This window comes from Xenorhabdus aichiensis, assembly GCF_028598775.1.
Classification (GTDB): Bacteria; Pseudomonadota; Gammaproteobacteria; order Enterobacterales; family Enterobacteriaceae; genus Xenorhabdus; species Xenorhabdus bovienii.
Genome location: NZ_JAQRFO010000018.1, coordinates 50,072 through 68,784, shown reverse-complemented (window position 1 = coordinate 68,784; position 18,713 = coordinate 50,072). Strand labels below are relative to the sequence as shown.

Here is an 18,713-nt window from a genome sequence, read left to right as displayed (position 1 = left end):
GACTACTCCTGTATACGTTGTTCGATCACGCCACCGCCTAGACAAATTTCCCCTTGATAAAATACGGCCGACTGACCTGGGGTGACAGCGGCAACGGGGCTATCAAAACGAACTTCAATTTTGTCTTCACTCAAGGGGATGACAGTGCAGGGAATATCATGCTGACGATAGCGCGTTTTTACCACGCAGCGAATTTCTGTTTTTAATGTCTGACGATCAACCCAATCAAGCTGTTGTGCAATCAAACCGACAGACATCAGACGAGGATGATCATGGCCCTGAGCGACAATCAGCATATTGTTGTTGATATCTTTATCGACAACATACCATGCCTCTTCGCTGCCATCTTTGGTGCCACCGATCCCCAACCCTTTGCGTTGGCCGAGTGTGTGGTACATCAGGCCAGTATGCTGACCGATGGTCTGTCCATCAACCGTAACGATAGAACCCGGCTGGGCAGGCAGGTAGCGCCCCAGAAAATCGCGAAATTTACGCTCACCAATAAAGCAAATGCCTGTAGAGTCTTTTTTCTTGGCTGTTACTAGACCGATTTCTTCAGCAAGGCGGCGAACTTCGGGTTTTTCCAGTTCCCCAACGGGAAACAGGCTTTTAGCAATTTGCTGGTGGCTCAGGGTATACAAAAAGTAGCTTTGATCTTTATTGCCATCCAGTCCACGGAGCAACTGGCTGATACCATCCACATCCCGACGGCGGACATAATGGCCTGTTGCGATGTAATCAGCCCCTAAATCCTCAGCAGCAAATTCCAGAAATGCTTTGAATTTAATCTCTTTGTTACAGAGGATATCGGGATTTGGGGTTCTGCCCGCTTTATATTCAGCAAGGAAATGTTCAAACACATTATCCCAATACTCGGCTGCAAAATTAATGGTATGCAGCTCAATGCCCAGTTTGTCACAAACTGCCTGAGCATCCGCAAGATCAGCGGCAGCCGAGCAATATTCTTCACCGTCGTCTTCTTCCCAGTTTTTCATGAACAGGCCAGCTACCTGATAACCCTGCTGTTGCAGAAGGTAGGCGGAAACGGATGAATCTACACCGCCGGACATCCCGACAATGACTTTTTTCTGGCTGTTATCTAACATGGATATATCTCACTGCGGAAAAAAACAAGCGCAATACTTTAACACGTCGGCAGATAAGGTGCACCAAACGTCTTCGCGCTCTTTCTTATTCGGCTTCTTATTTAAAAATTCATTTGGTGAAAGGTGGCCCATAGCTATCCAATATTGATAACGGGTAAGCCTGATTCTCCAGATAACAGCGAATACTTTCAGCAACGAGTGGTGATCGTAGCTGTGGGCTGCTGAGGATCTCTTCTGCATTTAGCCAGTGACAGCAGTGAATATCGCTATCTTGTGGATCGGTATCTACGATTTGTTCCATTTCAATCAGGAACAGAAAACGGATAAAAGGCGTACCATCAGGGGCGTTCCACTGATGTAATTTCAATAATGCCTGTGGTTTGGCACGAATGCCGGTTTCTTCCCATAATTCGCGTTCAGCGGCTTCCAGCAATGTTTCATCTGCTTCAAGATGACCCGCAGGCTGGTTCCAGAGGGGAACCTCATTAATGAATTCTTCGACGACCAAAAATTTGCTTTTTGCATGCACAATGCAGGCAACCGTGACGTGTGGATTAAACAAAATCAATTTCTCTCCATTCTCCAGGGGATAGTTGCCCCAATTGTAACGAACTCATACTGAAACGGATTAGGCGCAACGTTGGAAAACCGACATGGGCGGTCATTCTGCGTACCTGACGGTTGCGGCCTTCAAAAAGGGTAATTTTAAGCCAGCTTACCGGAATACTTTTCCGTTCCCGAATAGGAGGAATTCTTTCCCAGAGCCACTCTGGTTCTTCTACCAACTCCGCCCCAGCGGAAAGTGTTGGGCCATCTTTCAATGTGACGCCGTTGCGTAGCTTGTTCAGCGCGGTTTCATCAGGAATTCCTTCAACCTGAACATAATAAACCTTAGCTGTTTTTTGATGAGGTTGCGTCAACTTGGCTTGTAATTTTCCATCGTTGGTTAAAATCAGCAATCCTTCGCTATCGCGATCCAGACGACCTGCGGCATAAACATCAGGAAATGGGATAAAATCCTTTAATGTTGTTCTTCCCATTTCATCGGTGAATTGTGGGAGCACATCATAAGGTTTATTAAAGATCAGTACCCTGCGAGGGCCTGTTAATTTTTTTATAGTATCTTTATTTTTTCTTTGGCTGAATCGGTTAAGTTTACGTTTTTTAAAAGAGATATTTGTCATGATAAGCCATCGCGCAAAATGAGGGTGCGTATTATACCTTAAATCTGTGACCATTGGCGTTTGCAGAATATTCAAGTAGTATTGACACGTCCCTTACAAAAAATTAACAAGTCATTGCGCTTATCTTGAAAGGAGAGGTTAATGGAAAGCAAAGTAGTTGTTCCGGCGGAAGGTAAAAAAATTACTATTGATGCCAAAGGTAAATTAAATGTTCCGAATAACCCGGTAATCCCTTATATCGAAGGGGATGGCATTGGTATTGATGTAACGCCGGTCATGCTGAAAGTTGTTGATGCTGCGGTTCAGAAAGCTTACGGTGGTGAGCGCAAAATTTCTTGGATGGAAATCTACACCGGAGAGAAATCTACACAGGTTTATGGCAAAGATGTCTGGTTGCCAGAGGAAACTCTGGATCTGATCCGTGACTACCGTGTTGCTATCAAAGGCCCTCTGACAACACCCGTTGGTGGCGGTATCCGTTCTCTGAACGTGGCCCTGCGCCAGCAATTAGATCTATACGTCTGCCTGCGTCCTGTTCGTTACTATCAAGGTACTCCAAGCCCGGTTAAACAACCTGAATTAACCGATATGGTCATCTTCCGGGAAAATGCTGAAGACATTTATGCTGGTATTGAATGGAAAGCAGGCTCAGCAGAAGCGGATAAAGTGATCAAATTCCTGCAGGATGAAATGGGTGTTACTAAGATCCGTTTCCCTCAGCAATGTGGTATTGGTGTGAAACCATGTTCAGAAGAAGGGACTAAACGCCTGGTACGTGCTGCGATTGAATATGCCATCGATAACGATCGTGAATCAGTGACTTTGGTTCACAAAGGCAACATCATGAAATTCACTGAAGGCGCTTTCAAAGACTGGGGTTATGAACTGGCTCTCACCGAATTCGGTGGTGAACTGTTGGATGGTGGTCCATGGGTGAAGATCAAGAATCCTAAGAGTGGCAAAGACATCATCATTAAAGATGTGATTGCGGATGCTTTCCTGCAACAAATCCTGCTGCGTCCGGCTGAGTACGATGTTATCGCTTGTATGAACCTGAACGGTGACTACATTTCTGATGCATTGGCGGCACAGGTAGGCGGTATTGGTATTGCACCAGGGGCAAATATCGGTGATGAATGCGCATTGTTTGAAGCGACACACGGTACTGCACCTAAATATGCTGGTCAGGATAAAGTAAACCCAGGCTCTGTAATTCTCTCTGCTGAGATGATGCTGCGCCATATGGGATGGTTTGAAGCCGCTGACCTTATTGTTAAGGGAACGGAAGGGGCTATTGCTGCTAAGACCGTAACTTACGACTTCGAACGCCTGATGGAAGGCGCTAAGCTGCTGAAATGTAGTGAGTTCGGTGACGCGATTATCTGTCATATGTAATTGATTGCGTAATTGAATAGATAACGGGGGCTTAATAGTTCCCGTTACTTTATTATCATTAACGAAACGGTTATCAAAAAGAGTTATCAAAACCTGCCAAATTTTGAGCTATTTAAATCACGATTTTTATTCAATCTTTACCACGGTCATCATGGTATTTGTCAGTTTGTTGCTGACTCTTATGCCTCAATAAATTCTTCGTATTAATACCCTGTTCACGATAAAGTCGCTCCGATAATGAGCGTTGTTCGTGATTAATTATCTGGCGATGCGTAGAATGAATATGACTGCGAGAATTGTAAGTGAGTAATAATATAAACTATTGGGGAACATTTTTTGCCTGCGCCGCTTTTGCATACTCCATAATTAAATCTGCGTGTTTGTATGGTTTAGTTCTTAACCTTGGTGATCATTATGACGTATATTATGAAAATAACTTAAACTCGTTGTAATTACTGCGTTTGGTAAGCACTGAGTGCATGTCATAATTTGAGTCATAAAGCAGACTGAGACTTACTTGAAATCCGGCCTATTAAGTCATAAAAACCGTATTCACTGACCGTCAAGATCAACTAAGACATGAACAGCTATTTTTCCCCACTACAAGCCTGATAATTTAACAGAACTTCCAGTATTGCTGATAATGGGTTATCCTTCCGGAAAATGCAATAATGCAGAAGGCGCGCTTAATGGGGTTTGAAGCGTTAATCTATTCACGTTTCCACCTCCGCAGACGGAGGGGAGCAGCTACACTGTCACCTGATATTTTCTGTCCGCATCAATGATGCTATTCACAGTGACTCTGAATAGTATTTCCGACGTTATAACCCCAAAAATCCCGAACACGAGGCTGTCAGAAAGCCTATTCCGGGCTGACCATTGAAACCCGTAAAGCACGTCTGATGCAGCTTCGTGAGAACTGGCAGAATACCTCAACCCGCATTTTGAATGTGCACAGCGCCCGGAACGCATCGTGGAAGAAATCCAGAAAGCGACAAAGGCACTGATCGTCGCCGGCAGTTAGACTCGCGATGAAGAGCTACGGCAACGCAACACCTTCATGCACTGGAGAATGACAGCCGGACAGACTCGCTGCATAAACAGTCTCGGGAGATGGTGGCAACATTGTAGAGCCTGAAAATAGCCCTTTTCAGACTTTCATCAGGCAAACATCACGAAACTGTCCGGTGAGGTCACAATGTGCCTGAATAGCCTCAAAGTGGGTGCGCGGGATGAAGTTACCAAAGGTATGCAGAGCAGCTTTGATAAGCTCAATGTAAACGTTTGGCAAAAAATTACCGTAACGGTTGGAAATAACAGAAACATCTTTTGATGCACTGGATAAAAGACTCAAGGCAGCTTGTGACAGACTGGAAAACGTTAACAGCCGACTGCAATATCGGTTTATTGCATGGCTTGCAGTGAGTGTGGTGGCGGTGGTTGGCACACTGTTTTTCCTGAAAAGATTTATCTTTATCCTGGTTTAGGAAAACATGAAAAACTATAAACTTAGTAGGAGACGTACTTGAAGACGGAACAAAAGTGGATTCATGAATACAATATTTGGTTTTATGCACTATTCGGAACGGCAGTAGGTGCAGGAACTTTGTTTCTCCCTATACAATTAGGACTATCCGGACCACTTGCTATGTTGGTTATGCTATTGATAGCATTCCCATTTACCTATTACCCTCACCTAGGTCTTGCACGTTATATTATTACCAGCGATTCCCCTTCTCCCACATTACTCAGTGCAACCAAACAATATTATGGGATCAGGATAGCTCGTATCATCAACTTTTTTTATGCACTAACTTTCCTGCTTATTATTTTTGTTTATGCAATATCTATCACCAATTCCGTTAACATTTTGTTGCAGCAATTTTGGCAGATTCAGTTTCCACGAACACTAACAGCGTTTATGGTAGTTCTAGGGTTACACCTAATTTTCTTATTGGGTAAAAAAATCACACTGAAATTCATGGGCGTGTTAGTTCTTCCACTCATTCTTTACCTGCTGACATTATCTGTGACGCTTATATTTCAATGGGATAGTGCAAACATTAAGCATCTCATCAGCAATATTCATATTGATCTGGATTCAGTGAGAGCGCTTTGGTTACTAATGCCAGTTATGGTATTCTCTTTCAGCCACACCCCAATCATGTCTACTTTTTCTAACCACTGTAAACGAGCCTACACAACAGATGCGGAATACCACATTAAACAGATTGTGAAACCCACTTATGCGCTAATCTGCATAGTCATTTTGTTTTTTGTATTTAGTTGTGTTTTAACGTTATCACCTCAGGAAATACAGGCAACCAAAGACAACAATATTACCATTCTCAGCGCGATCGCGCAGAAAGAGGGTTTGTATTGGATAGCAATAACGGCAACCCCTGTTGCTATCATTGCTATGACTAAATCATTCTTAGGAACTTACTTTGGGGCATTGGAGGGAGTCAGAGGATTAGTCGGAGCATTGGAGAGTAAAATTCTCCATCATAAAGAAAATAAAGTGCGTGATAAGTTGATCGGCATGGCTATCGTTTTTGTCCTTACTTTAATGATGACTATCTGGAATCCGAATACTCTGAACGTTATCGCAGGCATCACTGGACCTATGATTGCGCTTATTTTGTTTGTTTTACCGTCTCTATCAACGTACTTGGTTGAACCACTACGACCCTATCGTTCTTTTTCTAATTTGATGGTTCTATTAGTCGGTCTTAGTAGTTTTGGTATTGCTGTTTTTAGCTTTTTTAGCTGACAGCCATTCTCAATGGGGTTTCTGAAAATAATCGAATCCCCATGCTTTCATTATGATCACATCTGGGAACTGACATTCGGTAATTCCATCTCTATTTTTCATGTTTACAGGAAATACAGTGGGAGTGTTTATATCCATAAAATTCTCAAGGAATTTTTTATGTGTCATAATATTATCCTATTATTCAGATAATAAAACCCCGCACATTTGCGAGGCTGGTGTTTAATTTAATGACTTATTTAGATAGTGCTATATACATAAACGCGAATATTGGTGGAAATAAAAAGAATATAGCCGATATTGAACATAAAATTTTGTAGATTGCTTTTTTGAATACACATGCCATAGCTGTAAAAATCAGCCCTATAGGAACAGAAATGCACCAAAAGAAACCAAATAGAAAAATATAATCACAAAAAAGCGAATTTATGAATTTTACTGCTTCCGCCATACATATTCCCTCATGAAATCCCATTGTAGATGCCATAAATATATCAGAGTCACTCACCACAGCCCATTATTGATTATTGAATCTGTTCCGTTTGCCATTGCTCCTAAAAGCTTCACCGTGTTCACCAATTGACTTTATCGTTAAGGGAACGGAAGTGACGATTGCTGCCAAGACTGTAACTTACGATTTTGAACGCCTGGTAGCTCCCGTTGATTTATTGAGCTAAAAAATTCGTTTACCAAAATTCCACTCAAATTTTTCCCTAAAACAGATTTATCTCCGTTTAAATTATGATGTGGAAATAATATATCTGATTTTGATTGAAATTAGAAAATTAATATATATCCAACCGAGATTGTAAATTTAATTGTTGCTGGTAACGATTGATAAGATTGATCAGTAGTGTAAGATATTAAAGAATTGTAACTCAACGATAATAAGGCATAACAGTAACAGAAATAATCTATTTCGATTATATTCTTTTACTCTTTTAAACGTGAAATTAAATTAAACAATGAGGGAATTATGAGAAAGATAATAATGCTTTTTACGTTACTATTTACATCTGTTAATGTTAATGCTCAAGTATTAAATGAGAATAATCCGGACAAGTACAAGAAATTCAGGCTGGATTATGTGGAGATGGTCGATCTGGCTAACCCACAAAGGTTATCGTATAGAATTTTTTATGAAGAGCCTTCTACCGGAGAAAACAGCAAGTGGTTTGATGCTATTAAGCAAGGTGATTTTGAAACCGTCAAAAAAATGGTTGAGAGTGGTCAGGATATTGAAGCCAAAGACACCGGTAGCTTAAATCAAACTGCACTGGGTTGGGCTACCTTTATTGGTTATGAAGATATAGTGGATTATTTAATATCAAAGAAAGCTAATTTGTGGGCGACAGACACAAGGGATGTTCATCATACCTTAAAATCGGCAGTCTTAGGTAAAAATACCAGTATAGTGAAGAAAATACATAATCTAATGAAGCATGAACTTGATTTGAATGATCAAACTATTGAGGATGACGGTGAAACACCCGTAATGATCGCAGCAAGCAATAATAGAATTGAGACAGTAAAATATCTGATTGAGCAGGGTGCGAATCTGAATTTATTTACGATAACGGATGATAAAAGCATGTATTCTTATGATCAAAGCGCATTAACCTATGCCTGTGAGCGTAATTTAGAAGAAATGCAAAAATTACTCATTAAGCACGGGGCGTTAAATCACAAAACACATAAGCCATCATGTAATTAATTTTGTAAGACTTAATTAAATAAATATTAAAGTCGAATTCATTTGTGATCACTATAGATATAGTCATCTATGAAAATAGATGGCTATATCTGTTTGTAATAATAGAATATGCCCTATCAGCAACTATTACTTGCGGATAGATGAGATTAAATAAAACACTGGTAATGGACATAAAACTTAGAGTAAGATGCAGCGTCTGTAAGTACAGATATCAACTAAACCCCATTAATAACTGAAAGGAGGAATTTATGATGACAACAACAATGACTCTTCTCAGGCCAGCTCATAGCTAATTACTGATTTTTCTTTTTAGTATTGCTTTGGCTAGGAAGGCCTGATCACATCCCTTATTTTTTCATTGATCATAGGATTGATCTATGGGCAATACTTTGCATTTAGCTGCGTCTCGCGTTCAGATTATCGCAGCAGAAAATACTTGGCTGGAAGGTAAAGCTATCCAGCAACTTGAAACAACAGCACAACTCCCTGATATGGTAAGTGTCGTTGGTCTGCCTGATCTCCATCCGGGCAGAGGATATCCAGTTGGTGCTGCATTTTTTTCACATTCACGTTTTTATCCTGCCCTTATTGGCAATGACATCGGCTGCGGTATGGCCCTGTGGCGAACAGATCTGACACTGAACAAATGGTCGCTGGACAAGCTGGAAAAACGGCTTGGTTCTATTGATAATCCTCTGCAAGCAGAAGAGTTGCCTGATGATATACCTGAGCATTTTTGTTATTCACCGGGAACGATTGGTGGTGGCAATCATTTTGCTGAATTGCAGCAACTGGATGAAATTTATCAGCCGGAAATGCTCGAAACATGGCAATTGAGTAAACAACAGCTTTTATTATTGGTACATAGTGGTTCGCGCGGGTTGGGACAAGTTATTCTTGAACAGCACGTTCGCGAACATGGGCATAATGGGCTGATAGCGTCCAGCCCGGAAGCGCAGAGTTATCTTCAACAGCACCAGCAAGCTCTGGACTATGCTTGTTTTAACCGCCAGTTAATTGCAGAGAGGATGTTAAAACGCTGGCGAGCTCATGGGAGTTGCTTATTTGATGTTTCACATAATTTGCTCACACCATACACAATTGGCAATGTTGATGGCTGGTTGCACCGTAAGGGAGCAACACCTTCTGATCAAGGAGCCGTAATTATTCCGGGATCGCGAGGGGATTACAGCTACTTGGTTCAGCCACTGGCCAGTGATCGCAGCCTCTTTTCCCTTGCTCATGGTGCGGGGCGGAAATGGATGCGTGGTGAGTGTAAAGCGCGTTTAACCGGGCGTTACAACGCAGAACAGCTCTCTCGTACCGCATTTGGCAGTCGTGTGATTTGCCTGGATAAGCAACTGATTTTTCAGGAAGCCCCAGAAGCTTATAAACCTATAGGCGGCGTGATGGATGCTATGCTGCAAGCGGGTCTGGTGAAATTGATAGCGCGGCTTAAGCCCGTTCTGACATATAAAACGCGGGGTAACAAGGAATGATATTGTTGCAGATTTCCGCTGCTCAGGGGCCAGATGAATGCGCGCTGGCTGTCAGAAAGGCTTTGGAACGGTTGATCCATGAAGCCGACGAATTAGGTGTTATGGCTGATATATTGGAGGAAGAGTCAGGGAGGCGTTCTCATACATTACGCTCTGTGATGGTTGCTATTCAGGGCGAAAATGAACAGCAGTTTTTTGAGCGCTGGGACGGGACCATCAAATGGATTTGTGCAAGCCCGTGGCGAAAAGGAGATGGCCGTAAAAACTGGTTTATCGGTGTGGCGCAGTTTAAGCCTTTACAGCAAATAATGGAAAGTGCAATACGTTTTGAAACATTGAGAGCCTCAGGTCCTGGTGGGCAACATGTCAACAAAACAGAATCAGCAATTCGGGCAGTACATATTGCTAGTGGAATCAGTGTCAAGGTACAGTCGGCGCGCAGCCAGCATGCTAATCGGCGGCTTGCTTGTTTGTTATTGGAGCATCGGTTACAGCAGCAGCAAAATATGCATCAGGCTCAACTTAAGGCTGAACGACGTTTGTTTCACAATCAAATAGAAAGGGGTAATCCTGTACGTACCTTTGTAGGTATGCAGTTTAGTCCGCAAATTTGATGATAAATAGAGCGACGATGAGTGTCCGTCGCTCTAGAAGCGATTATTGAGTACTTTGAGATAAGGTATCTTTTATTTGAGCCTTGCAAGTCTTGACGGACTTATCTAATGTTTCGTCAAAATGTTTGTGGCTTGGAAATACTTGTTTATTCTTTCTGACTTCTATGACTGTTTGTTTGATAGAGGAAATTAATTCATCCTTGTTGCTATGGATTTCCTTAAGATCGAATCCCTTCTTGTTCAACTCATTAAAGGTTTTTTGAGCTATGGCATCTGGTGAGGCATTAGTCTTGAATGCTTCTACAGAGGCTTTTCCAAACAAATCACAATAGGTTTCCGCTGTTTTATCTGCATTCACATGTGCGGCATAAGAGAAGAATGGGACAAGGAAAAGTGGTAGTAAAAGACGTTTCATAGTTTCCTCTTAATCGACTAAACCGGGATAGTGGTGACAACATTAACAATAGTACATTATTCATGGTTTGCCCTGAATTCCGGTGGAAAACTGGGTGCTTTGATTATGTGATTAATGGTGTTGCTGACCTGTGCACAGGCCTTTTTTACACAGGATGCGGAGTAACTGAATTGGGTCATGTTTACTATCTGTATTGATTCGGGCGAGGAGTTTGACATTTCTATCTGTTATCTTGAGTGCATCAACTTCAAGATAATTCCCAGAGCCTGCCGTAAGTTTGTACACAATCAATTCCTTGGCACCATCACCGTTAATATCTGCAAATGTCACTCTTGGCTTATTGTTATCTTCGAACACCGAACCATCACGGGAAAAGACAGCTCCGGTTTCGAATTCTGTCAGATCCCGATCCTTGAAAACAGCGATAGAATAGCTGCCAATGGATTCACTTTCCAGATCGCCAACTGATATGACAGCAAATTTCTTATCAGGTAAATTAATCAATGCTCCATCTTTTGCGAGAGCCGGGGTTGATAGTGATAGAACGAATAGAGTAGGGATAACAGCAATTTTTAGTATCTTACACAAATACATAAGTAATACTCCATTGGCTATTGTTTGTTTCAACATGTGGATGGTATTAAATTTATATCGTAGCATGGATTTCAAAAGCTGAGATGCTTACTGGCCGGATGAAGTCGTCAATTGGGTTAGGTCGATAGCCTATAGGTGAGAGAATGTGATTTTAGTGCGGATTATTAGTAAATTTTATTATTATTATTTGGATATTAAAAGTATGGTTATTGACTATAAATAACAAGAAAATATTTCGTAATATGGTTTTTTTTGATATGGATGCTGAATTTTATTCTAATTGAGATATATCATTCTTTAGAAATATCCAACAATTCATTACACATTGGTTGTTTTTTGTTTGAAAATATGAATGGAATTAATTGAAAGCCAGAAAATCAACGGGAGTGGAAACTCCCGCTTTATTAATCTCAACATATATCAAACTCTACGTGCTGTTTTTTTCAATTTTTTCTACAACCTTGTTGTATTCTTTCCAAACAACGGATACTGGTGAACTTAAACAACAGATAGAGATCGAACCGCCTGTTGCTGGGTGATACTCGTATTTTGATTTTCCTCTATAAACCCGTTTAGGCAGAATGTTGTCTGCGGGGTTTTTTCTTTTTCGCTCTAACATCAATTATAACCTCACTAGCAGATTATCTGATGGCCAGATAGTGGAACGTTAACATCTTATTAACTTATCGTTGTTGTTTCTACTGTAAAAATAACAATTGAAAATTTTAATATGCAATGATGGTTTTTTCCAACTATCACAGTATTAAAATTTAATAATCTCATTTGAAGAAGAATATTGCTATATGTTTTCGTAAATCTTAGAAATTTCAATATTAAATTTTGTAATTATTTTATTATTTTTAATAAATAGAGTTATTACTACATAAGGAACATGACAGTATATGGGAGGGAGGAAAAGTGAGTAGTACATTTGGTGTGCTTGTAGAAAGATAACTTCTGATTAAAGCACGTTTTTTATAAGGGTATTGTATTGAGATTGCTTTGTGGTGGTTGTATCTTGATTGCCAAATGGTTATTTATTATGGGTGAAATTGTTAATTAAATTGTATTTTTGCAATATATCTGGAAACAAGATTACGCAGCATATATTGCTGGTGAAATGCGCTTGAGAGGCTTGAAATGGGCAATAAATCTCCAGTAAAACTTAGCATGAATCTTAATAAATGCTAAAGTAAATGTAAAAAAATTATTAAAAGTTACCTATTGAAATAGATATTGTGTTACATTCTTTTCGTTTTACTGGCGGGTATCTCTGTATTTTTTGTACACAGAATTGTGTTGCTTGTGACTGGTTAATTATAAAGGATATTGAGCACAATAAATTTTGCAGGATACTGATTTATGGTCAGCTAATGTTTGCTAATAGTAAGGGGAAAATATCTTGACGGATCTGATTAACTTCATTAACAACATGCTTTGGGACTATGTATTAATATATTTACTCCTTGGAGTTGGCCTTTACTTCACACTGCGCACTGGTCTTATACAGCTTCGTCATTTTAGCCACATGTTTTCAGTCTTGAAAAATAGTAATAAGTCAGATGATTCTGGCATTTCATCTTTTCAGGCTTTATGTACTAGCCTTGCAGCACGTGTTGGAACGGGTAACTTGGCGGGAGTTGCAATTGCGATTACGGCTGGTGGGCCTGGCGCTATTTTTTGGATGTGGGTAGTTGCATTTATTGGTATGGCAACTTCTTTTGTGGAAAGCACGCTTGCCCAGTTGTACAAGACGAAAGACGATCAAGGAAATTATCGTGGCGGCCCTGCCTACTATATGGAAAAAGGGTTGAAGAAGCGATGGATGGGGGTATTGTTTTCAGTCTTCCTTATTATCGCGTTTGGTCTTGTATTTAACGCTGTTCAGGCAAACTCAATTGCGGAAGCGGCTGCTTTTGCCTTTCATGTCAAACCTATTTATGTCGGTATTGTATTAGTCATTATCAGTGGCGCGATTATTTTCGGCGGGCTGCGTTCGATTGCGCGGGTTGCGGAATTAGTCGTACCAATTATGGCTGGTGCTTATTTGTTACTGGCGTTTTGGGTTATTGGTCACAATATTGAACGTATTCCAGAAGTATTTGCATTAATTATCAAGAGTGCCTTTGGCCTTCAGGAAGCGATCGCGGGAACATTAGGTTATGGCATTTCTCAGGCGATGATTCAGGGTGTTCAAAGAGGGTTGTTCTCGAATGAAGCTGGGATGGGTTCTGCACCAAACGCGGCGGCTTCCGCCTCGCCATATCCGCCGCATCCGGCCTCTCAGGGCTATGTGCAGATGCTGGGGGTATTTATGGATACGATTGTTATCTGTAGTGCAACCGCTGTTATTATCCTGTCTTCTGGTATTCTCAATGAAAATGTGACTGCTATCAGTGGAATTGAATTGACTCAGCGGGCATTATCATCGGCTGTTGGGCATTGGGGAACGACATTCATTGCTATTGCAATCTTCTTCTTTGCTTTTACATCGATTATTGCCAACTATGCTTATGCTGAAAGTAACATGATATTCCTGGAGCGTAATCACACCGCAGGTTTGTTTATCCTGCGCTTGGCTGCGCTAGGCATGGTGATGTTTGGTTCGGTGGCAGAGGTGCCATTAGTCTGGAATATGGCGAACTTATCGATGGCATGTATGGCGATTGTTAACTTGATTGCTATTCTTTTGTTATCAGGTATTGCGATAAAGCTGGCTAAGGATTACAACCAGCAGAGAAAAGCAGGGCAGTTGCCGACATTCGATATCAATATGTATCCAGAGCTTCAAAAGGAAGTTGAAGAAGGCATCTGGGATAATAAGCCATCTCAGAACAGCCAAAAGTGCAGTCACTGATACTGAGGTATATGCTTAATAAATTTTAAGTTGCAGCGCGGTGGTAAATGAGCGAAGCGAATCCCCAGGAATATAGATAACTATATGATTGGGGTGAGTGAAAGCCACCAATAAAGCAGCAATTTAAAAGGTGAAGGATATACATTCATTATGAGTAACATGATGTTACTCATATGAGATAAAACGTATCAGCCGGACATTCAATCATTCAGTGGATGCCCGGTTTTTATTGGATTTTAATAAGCGCCTCTGCCAGTAAAAAACATCACATCTATTGTAGTTTTATCTACTATATAGTCATGATGATTCTATTTTTCCTCCATAATCACTGATCAAACATGATAAGAAGATTAATATTAGGCGCATGTATTACGTTGTTGATTGGTTGCAGTCATCAGCTTCAAAGAGAAGTCAGAAACGATTATATCGTTGATCACTCGCATTCTTATTCAACTAAGCAGGGCATCGATTCAGCCCGATTTCTTGTTTTGCATTATACGGCATTGAATGATCAAAATTCTTTACGAGTATTAACCGGAGGTAATGTCGGTGTCCATTATCTCATCCCATCTCGGCCAAAATATGAAAATAAAGAACCCGTTATTTTTCAGTTGGCTTCTGAAAATGAGAAGGCCTGGCATGCAGGGAGGAGTGACTGGAGGGGGTATAAAAATCTAAATAGCAATTCTATTGGGATTGAAATCGTTAATTGTGGTTTTAAGCAACACTTTATCAAAAAAGAATGGTGTTTATACCATCCGTCACAAATTGATGCATTAATCCGACTGGCAAAAGATATTATTCAGAGATATCAAATTGAGGCTGTGAATGTTGTTGGTCATAGTGATATCGCACCGCTCAGGAAAAAAGATCCTGGTCCTGTTTTTCCGTGGCAAGCACTTTATCAACAAGGTATTGGTGCTTGGCCGGATCTCATAACGGTTAATAAATATCTGGCCAACAGGGTGTCGAGTATGCCTGTGCCAGTCATTGGTATCCAGAAAGCGTTGGCTCTCTATGGCTATTCCATACCTCAGACAGGTCATTTGGATGAAGATACCCATAAAATCATTCAGGCGTTTCAGATGCACTTCCGCCCATCAGATATTAGTGGTGTTCCTGATGTGGAAACGGAAGCGATTGCTTTGGCATTAGTCGAAAAATACAAATGATGATTCATGTAGTACGGTAGTACTGTGTTATTCAGAGCACTGGAATAGATATCATGACGTGAGGGAAGGAAACTGCGGCCTTAACGAATGGCCGCTGATGGTGCTAGAGTTCATAACTGGCAGTTATAAGTCAAATGCAATGGAAGCTTAACTTCAAGTTCTATATCTGTACTTTGACGAAAATCGTAAGGTGTAATGCCATATTCTTTACGGAACATATAGGTAAAATGAGATTGAGAGCCGAAGCCAAAATCTAAGGCAATATCAAAAATAGACAAGGAACTGTTTCTCAGCAGGTGAACAGCGCCGGCCAACCGCCGTTGGCGTATGTACTTTCCAAGCGAGATTTCCGTGACTTCCTTGAATATTTTCTGCATGTGCCAAAGCGAATAGCCAGAATAAGCAGCAAGCTCTTCAAGATGGATAACTCGGCCAAGGTGGTTTTCGATCCATTTACTCAGTGCGCATACAAGTGCTAAGTGGTTATCTTGTGGCATTACAATTTTAAATTGATTGAAGGTTTGAGGAGTATACACAACTTCCTTTCAAGATGACAAAACCCATCAGCATAGGTATTTCTAGTAATCAAGCGTGAGATTTAAATTTTTTCTACATAAAAACTCTCTATAATATTTTATTATAAAGTTAACTACAATGAAATTATTGTGAGGTGACTCAATTGAACATAAAAAAAACTTTTTTAGTGCTATGTTTAATAACAGTGTGTCTGTTTTTATATTTATTAGCGTTGGACATCCATTGTGATCAAGGTAATGAAGGGTTTGAATTGGGGATCTGTTCAATTACCCGATACCTGCCTTTTTGATATTCACCTCAATCATCCTCTTGCAACTATCTGTGCTAACATACGTTCGCAGTATTCATTCTTGGAAAATGATGTTTTAATATTCACCTGATTCTAATTAGCAGACTAAAAGCTTATCCCAGCAGGCGTTAATTGTTGACGACAGTTTGAACACGGACTGTGTGTAGAAACTGGAGCGTAAACGTAGTTGCTTAAGGATTAGCACGTAAAGATGATTCGCTGAGTTCCCCTTTGGGCCGTACTAAAGCGCGTTTAAAAACTATTGCTTTCGCATGAACACAGTCTAGGTTCAAAGTGATAAATAAGATAGCTTAATGGGGGTTGGTTTAAATGTCGCGCTAAAATCAGAGCTTAACCCAATAGCTACAATTGTTAAGGTAGTTTGAGCACGACAAATCGCGCAGAAATTAGGGGAAATGAGAGAATTTCTCGCCCTGTTCAGGTTCAAAACGACAAATAAAATAGCTTAATGAGACGGGTTCTAAGCATTATAAATAAGAGGACTAGATGGCAGAACAAGCAGAACAATCTACGCTTAAGCGTGGTTTAAAGAACAGGCATATTCAGCTTATTGCCCTCGGTGGTGCAGTAGGAACGGGATTGTTTTTGGGGATTGCTCAAACCATAAAAATGGCTGGGCCTTCGGTACTTCTCGGGTATGCCATTGGTGGGTTTATTGCATTTCTAATTATGCGTCAACTGGGCGAAATGGTTGTCGAAGAGCCTGTCGCTGGCTCGTTTAGCCATTTTGCTTATAAATATTGGGGTGATTTTGCCGGTTTTCTGTCTGGCTGGAATTACTGGGCAATGTTCATTCTTGTCGGAATGGCAGAATTGACGGCAGTCGGCATGTATATTCATTATTGGTGGCCGGAAATTCCAACATGGATTTCCGCTGCAATATTCTTTGTGCTGATCAACGCCATTAACCTGATTAATGTCCGGTTATATGGTGAAACCGAATTCTGGTTTTCTATCATCAAAGTTACTGCCATTATTGGCATGATTATCTTTGGAGCTTATTTGCTCATCAGCGGCACTGGCGGGCCACAGGCTAGCGTAGCCAATTTATGGCAGTATGGCGGGTTTATGCCAAATGGGGTTTCCGGTCTGATTATGGCGATGGCCGTGATCATGTTTTCATTTGGAGGACTGGAAATGGTCGGGATTACTGCGGCAGAAGCTGAAGATCCTGAAAAAAATATTCCAAAGGCAACTAATCAGGTCGTTTATCGAATCCTGCTGTTTTATATTGGTTCGTTGTCTATTCTGCTTTCGCTTTACCCATGGATGAATGTGGTAGAAGGTGGCAGCCCATTTGTTTTGATTTTCGATCACTTGGATAACTTTTGGGTGTCTAATATCCTGAATGTGGTTGTATTAACGGCGGCATTATCTGTTTATAACAGTGGCGTATACTGTAACAGCCGGATGCTGTATGGTTTGGCAAAACAGGGTAATGCCCCTCGCATCTTGACAAAAGTTAATCAGCGCAGTGTACCTGTTTTATCAATAGGGTTGTCGGCATTGGCGACATCTATAGGGGTGCTGGTTAACTATATTATGCCCGGAAAAGCATTTGAATTGTTGATGGCGCTGGTAGTGACAACGTTGGTCATTAACTGGATTATGATCTGTCTGGCACATCTGAAATTCCGAGCTGCAAAAAATGCAGAAGGAATTAAGACGAAGTTTCAGGCATTTTGGTATCCATTCGGCAACTATTTGTGCTTAATATTCCTTGCATTCATTCTCGTCATTATTCTGATGACACCGGAAATACGTATCTCAGTTATCCTGATGCCGTTCTGGATTGGCATGTTATGGGGAGGCTACTTGTTTTCCAAGGCCAAAAAGGCAAAGGCGCGAGTTATCTAACGGTAAGTTTATTCAGTATTCTTCCGGCCGGATTTATTTCCGGCTGGTCTTATGATTAGCTTCATTAAACTTTCCTACAGCCAGCATCATACTCAACAGGGAAAATGATGCAGGAAATAGAGTTTGCGCAACATAATGTGTGCCACTCAGTCTAACTTCCTCGTACAACTATCTTGGATCACCATTGCTAGCGTAGCCAGCCAAAAAGCACATTCCTACTATTGTATGTCGCGGGAATATAAGTTGACTGAAATGACAGTCTATTATATTCGATAGAAAAAATCGGTAATGGCAAGGGGAGGGGGACATAATAATAATTATTACTTGCTGTGACATTTAATGTCAATCCCATTCCGATTTTGAAACCATCCAGAGCACCTGATATCCACACGCTGTAAGCTTTATGAAATAATATTATCGCTCTAATAGAATAGTAGATGAATGTGGCTCCATATTAGAATTGAATAATATTTAATAAAGGATAAATAAAATATAACTTAGTGACGTGTAAGATAATTATATTGTATATACTAGCCTTGAAGTGAAGTTAGTCATAATCTTTTTGTTATCTGAAATATTTCTTTGGCAATTATAACTCTCTGATGTACTTCATAATAGGTGTGGAAAACAGCATAAAGTATTAGATTGTCTAAAGCGGTTTCTTGGGGTTAAAATTTATTTTTGCA

Annotated in this window: 18 protein-coding genes and 2 pseudogenes; 10 read left to right on the top strand and 10 right to left on the bottom strand. The window is 40.6% G+C overall.

All coding sequences use genetic code 11. The features are described 5' to 3' along the window. Positions 1-2: 2 nt before the first annotated feature. The 3 genes from mnmA to rluE all read right to left on the bottom strand — a co-directional run bounded on the left by mnmA (position 3) and on the right by rluE (position 2,290). On the bottom strand, positions 3-1,106 hold the full coding sequence (gene mnmA, locus PSI22_RS10145; RefSeq protein WP_273579634.1) for a tRNA 2-thiouridine(34) synthase MnmA: 1,104 nt from the start codon (positions 1,104-1,106) through the stop codon (positions 3-5). 109 nt (positions 1,107-1,215) lie between these two features. Then, positions 1,216-1,668 (bottom strand): NUDIX domain-containing protein, encoded by a 453-nt coding sequence (locus PSI22_RS10140; protein WP_273579650.1) that lies wholly within the window; start codon positions 1,666-1,668, stop codon positions 1,216-1,218. Beyond that, positions 1,661-2,290 (bottom strand): 23S rRNA pseudouridine(2457) synthase RluE, encoded by a 630-nt coding sequence (gene rluE / locus PSI22_RS10135; RefSeq protein ID WP_273579633.1) that lies wholly within the window; start codon positions 2,288-2,290, stop codon positions 1,661-1,663. Before rluE ends, PSI22_RS10140 begins: the two co-directional genes overlap by 8 nt. A 141-nt stretch (positions 2,291-2,431) precedes the next feature. Between rluE and icd the strand changes: the two genes are divergently transcribed. Continuing rightward, positions 2,432-3,685 carry an NADP-dependent isocitrate dehydrogenase gene (gene icd / locus PSI22_RS10130; protein ID WP_273579632.1) on the top strand — a complete coding sequence of 418 codons (1,254 nt, stop codon included), beginning with the start codon at positions 2,432-2,434 and terminating at the stop codon, positions 3,683-3,685. 130 nt (positions 3,686-3,815) lie between these two features. Here icd and PSI22_RS10125 read toward each other — a convergent pair. Continuing rightward, a pseudogene (locus PSI22_RS10125) lies at positions 3,816-3,938 on the bottom strand (integrase); the annotation flags it as partial. Between the two features lie 897 nt (positions 3,939-4,835). Next, positions 4,836-5,132 (bottom strand): hypothetical protein, encoded by a 297-nt coding sequence (locus PSI22_RS10120; protein ID WP_273579631.1) that lies wholly within the window; start codon positions 5,130-5,132, stop codon positions 4,836-4,838. A 78-nt stretch (positions 5,133-5,210) separates the two neighbouring features. Between PSI22_RS10120 and PSI22_RS10115 the strand changes: the two genes are divergently transcribed. The 5 genes and pseudogenes from PSI22_RS10115 (at position 5,211) to prfH (ending at position 10,285) form a co-directional block, all read left to right on the top strand. After that, complete coding sequence (locus PSI22_RS10115; RefSeq protein ID WP_273579630.1) at positions 5,211-6,458, top strand: amino acid permease; 1,248 nt, start codon at positions 5,211-5,213, stop codon at positions 6,456-6,458. 581 nt (positions 6,459-7,039) lie between these two features. Beyond that, positions 7,040-7,135: pseudogene (locus PSI22_RS21480) on the top strand (hypothetical protein); the annotation flags it as partial. Positions 7,136-7,434: 299 nt separating this feature from the next. Beyond that, positions 7,435-8,172, top strand: a complete 738-nt coding sequence (locus PSI22_RS10110; RefSeq protein WP_273579629.1) for an ankyrin repeat domain-containing protein — start codon at positions 7,435-7,437, stop codon at positions 8,170-8,172. A 377-nt stretch (positions 8,173-8,549) separates the two neighbouring features. Beyond that, a complete protein-coding gene (locus PSI22_RS10105; protein WP_273579628.1) occupies positions 8,550-9,671 on the top strand; it encodes an RNA ligase RtcB family protein in 1,122 nt (373 codons plus the stop codon). Continuing rightward, positions 9,668-10,285 carry a peptide chain release factor H gene (gene prfH, locus PSI22_RS10100; RefSeq protein ID WP_273579627.1) on the top strand — a complete coding sequence of 206 codons (618 nt, stop codon included), beginning with the start codon at positions 9,668-9,670 and terminating at the stop codon, positions 10,283-10,285. The genes PSI22_RS10105 and prfH overlap by 4 nt, the downstream gene beginning before the upstream one ends. Before the next feature lie 43 nt (positions 10,286-10,328). On the opposite strand, the gene PSI22_RS10095 is transcribed toward prfH, so the two are convergent. The 3 genes from PSI22_RS10095 to PSI22_RS10085 form a co-directional block, all read right to left on the bottom strand. Further along, positions 10,329-10,700, bottom strand: coding sequence for a hypothetical protein (locus PSI22_RS10095; RefSeq protein WP_273579626.1), 372 nt, complete (start codon positions 10,698-10,700; stop codon positions 10,329-10,331). A gap of 111 nt (positions 10,701-10,811) precedes the next feature. Continuing rightward, positions 10,812-11,294 (bottom strand): PliI family lysozyme inhibitor of I-type lysozyme, encoded by a 483-nt coding sequence (locus PSI22_RS10090; protein WP_273579625.1) that lies wholly within the window; start codon positions 11,292-11,294, stop codon positions 10,812-10,814. 427 nt (positions 11,295-11,721) lie between these two features. Then, positions 11,722-11,913, bottom strand: a complete 192-nt coding sequence (locus tag PSI22_RS10085; RefSeq protein ID WP_012989158.1) for a hypothetical protein — start codon at positions 11,911-11,913, stop codon at positions 11,722-11,724. A gap of 783 nt (positions 11,914-12,696) precedes the next feature. Here PSI22_RS10085 and PSI22_RS10080 point away from each other — a divergent pair. Both PSI22_RS10080 and PSI22_RS10075 read left to right on the top strand, forming a co-directional pair. Beyond that, entirely contained in the window at positions 12,697-14,151 is a 1,455-nt protein-coding gene (locus tag PSI22_RS10080) for an alanine/glycine:cation symporter family protein (protein WP_273579624.1), read from the top strand. 341 nt (positions 14,152-14,492) lie between these two features. After that, on the top strand, positions 14,493-15,323 hold the full coding sequence (locus PSI22_RS10075; protein ID WP_273579649.1) for an N-acetylmuramoyl-L-alanine amidase: 831 nt from the start codon (positions 14,493-14,495) through the stop codon (positions 15,321-15,323). Positions 15,324-15,433: 110 nt separating this feature from the next. On the opposite strand, the gene PSI22_RS10070 is transcribed toward PSI22_RS10075, so the two are convergent. Further along, positions 15,434-15,820, bottom strand: coding sequence for a helix-turn-helix domain-containing protein (locus PSI22_RS10070; RefSeq protein WP_012989155.1), 387 nt, complete (start codon positions 15,818-15,820; stop codon positions 15,434-15,436). A gap of 188 nt (positions 15,821-16,008) precedes the next feature. Here PSI22_RS10070 and mgrB point away from each other — a divergent pair, with 188 nt between their 5' ends. Together mgrB and PSI22_RS10060 are read left to right on the top strand one after the other, a co-directional pair. Further along, positions 16,009-16,149 (top strand): PhoP/PhoQ regulatory lipoprotein MgrB, encoded by a 141-nt coding sequence (gene mgrB, locus PSI22_RS10065; RefSeq protein WP_461716741.1) that lies wholly within the window; start codon positions 16,009-16,011, stop codon positions 16,147-16,149. A 507-nt stretch (positions 16,150-16,656) separates the two neighbouring features. Then, complete coding sequence (locus tag PSI22_RS10060; RefSeq protein WP_038182229.1) at positions 16,657-18,027, top strand: amino acid permease; 1,371 nt, start codon at positions 16,657-16,659, stop codon at positions 18,025-18,027. Between the two features lie 187 nt (positions 18,028-18,214). On the opposite strand, the gene PSI22_RS10055 is transcribed toward PSI22_RS10060, so the two are convergent. After that, entirely contained in the window at positions 18,215-18,418 is a 204-nt protein-coding gene (locus PSI22_RS10055) for a hypothetical protein (RefSeq protein WP_273579623.1), read from the bottom strand. Positions 18,419-18,713 lie beyond the last annotated feature (295 nt).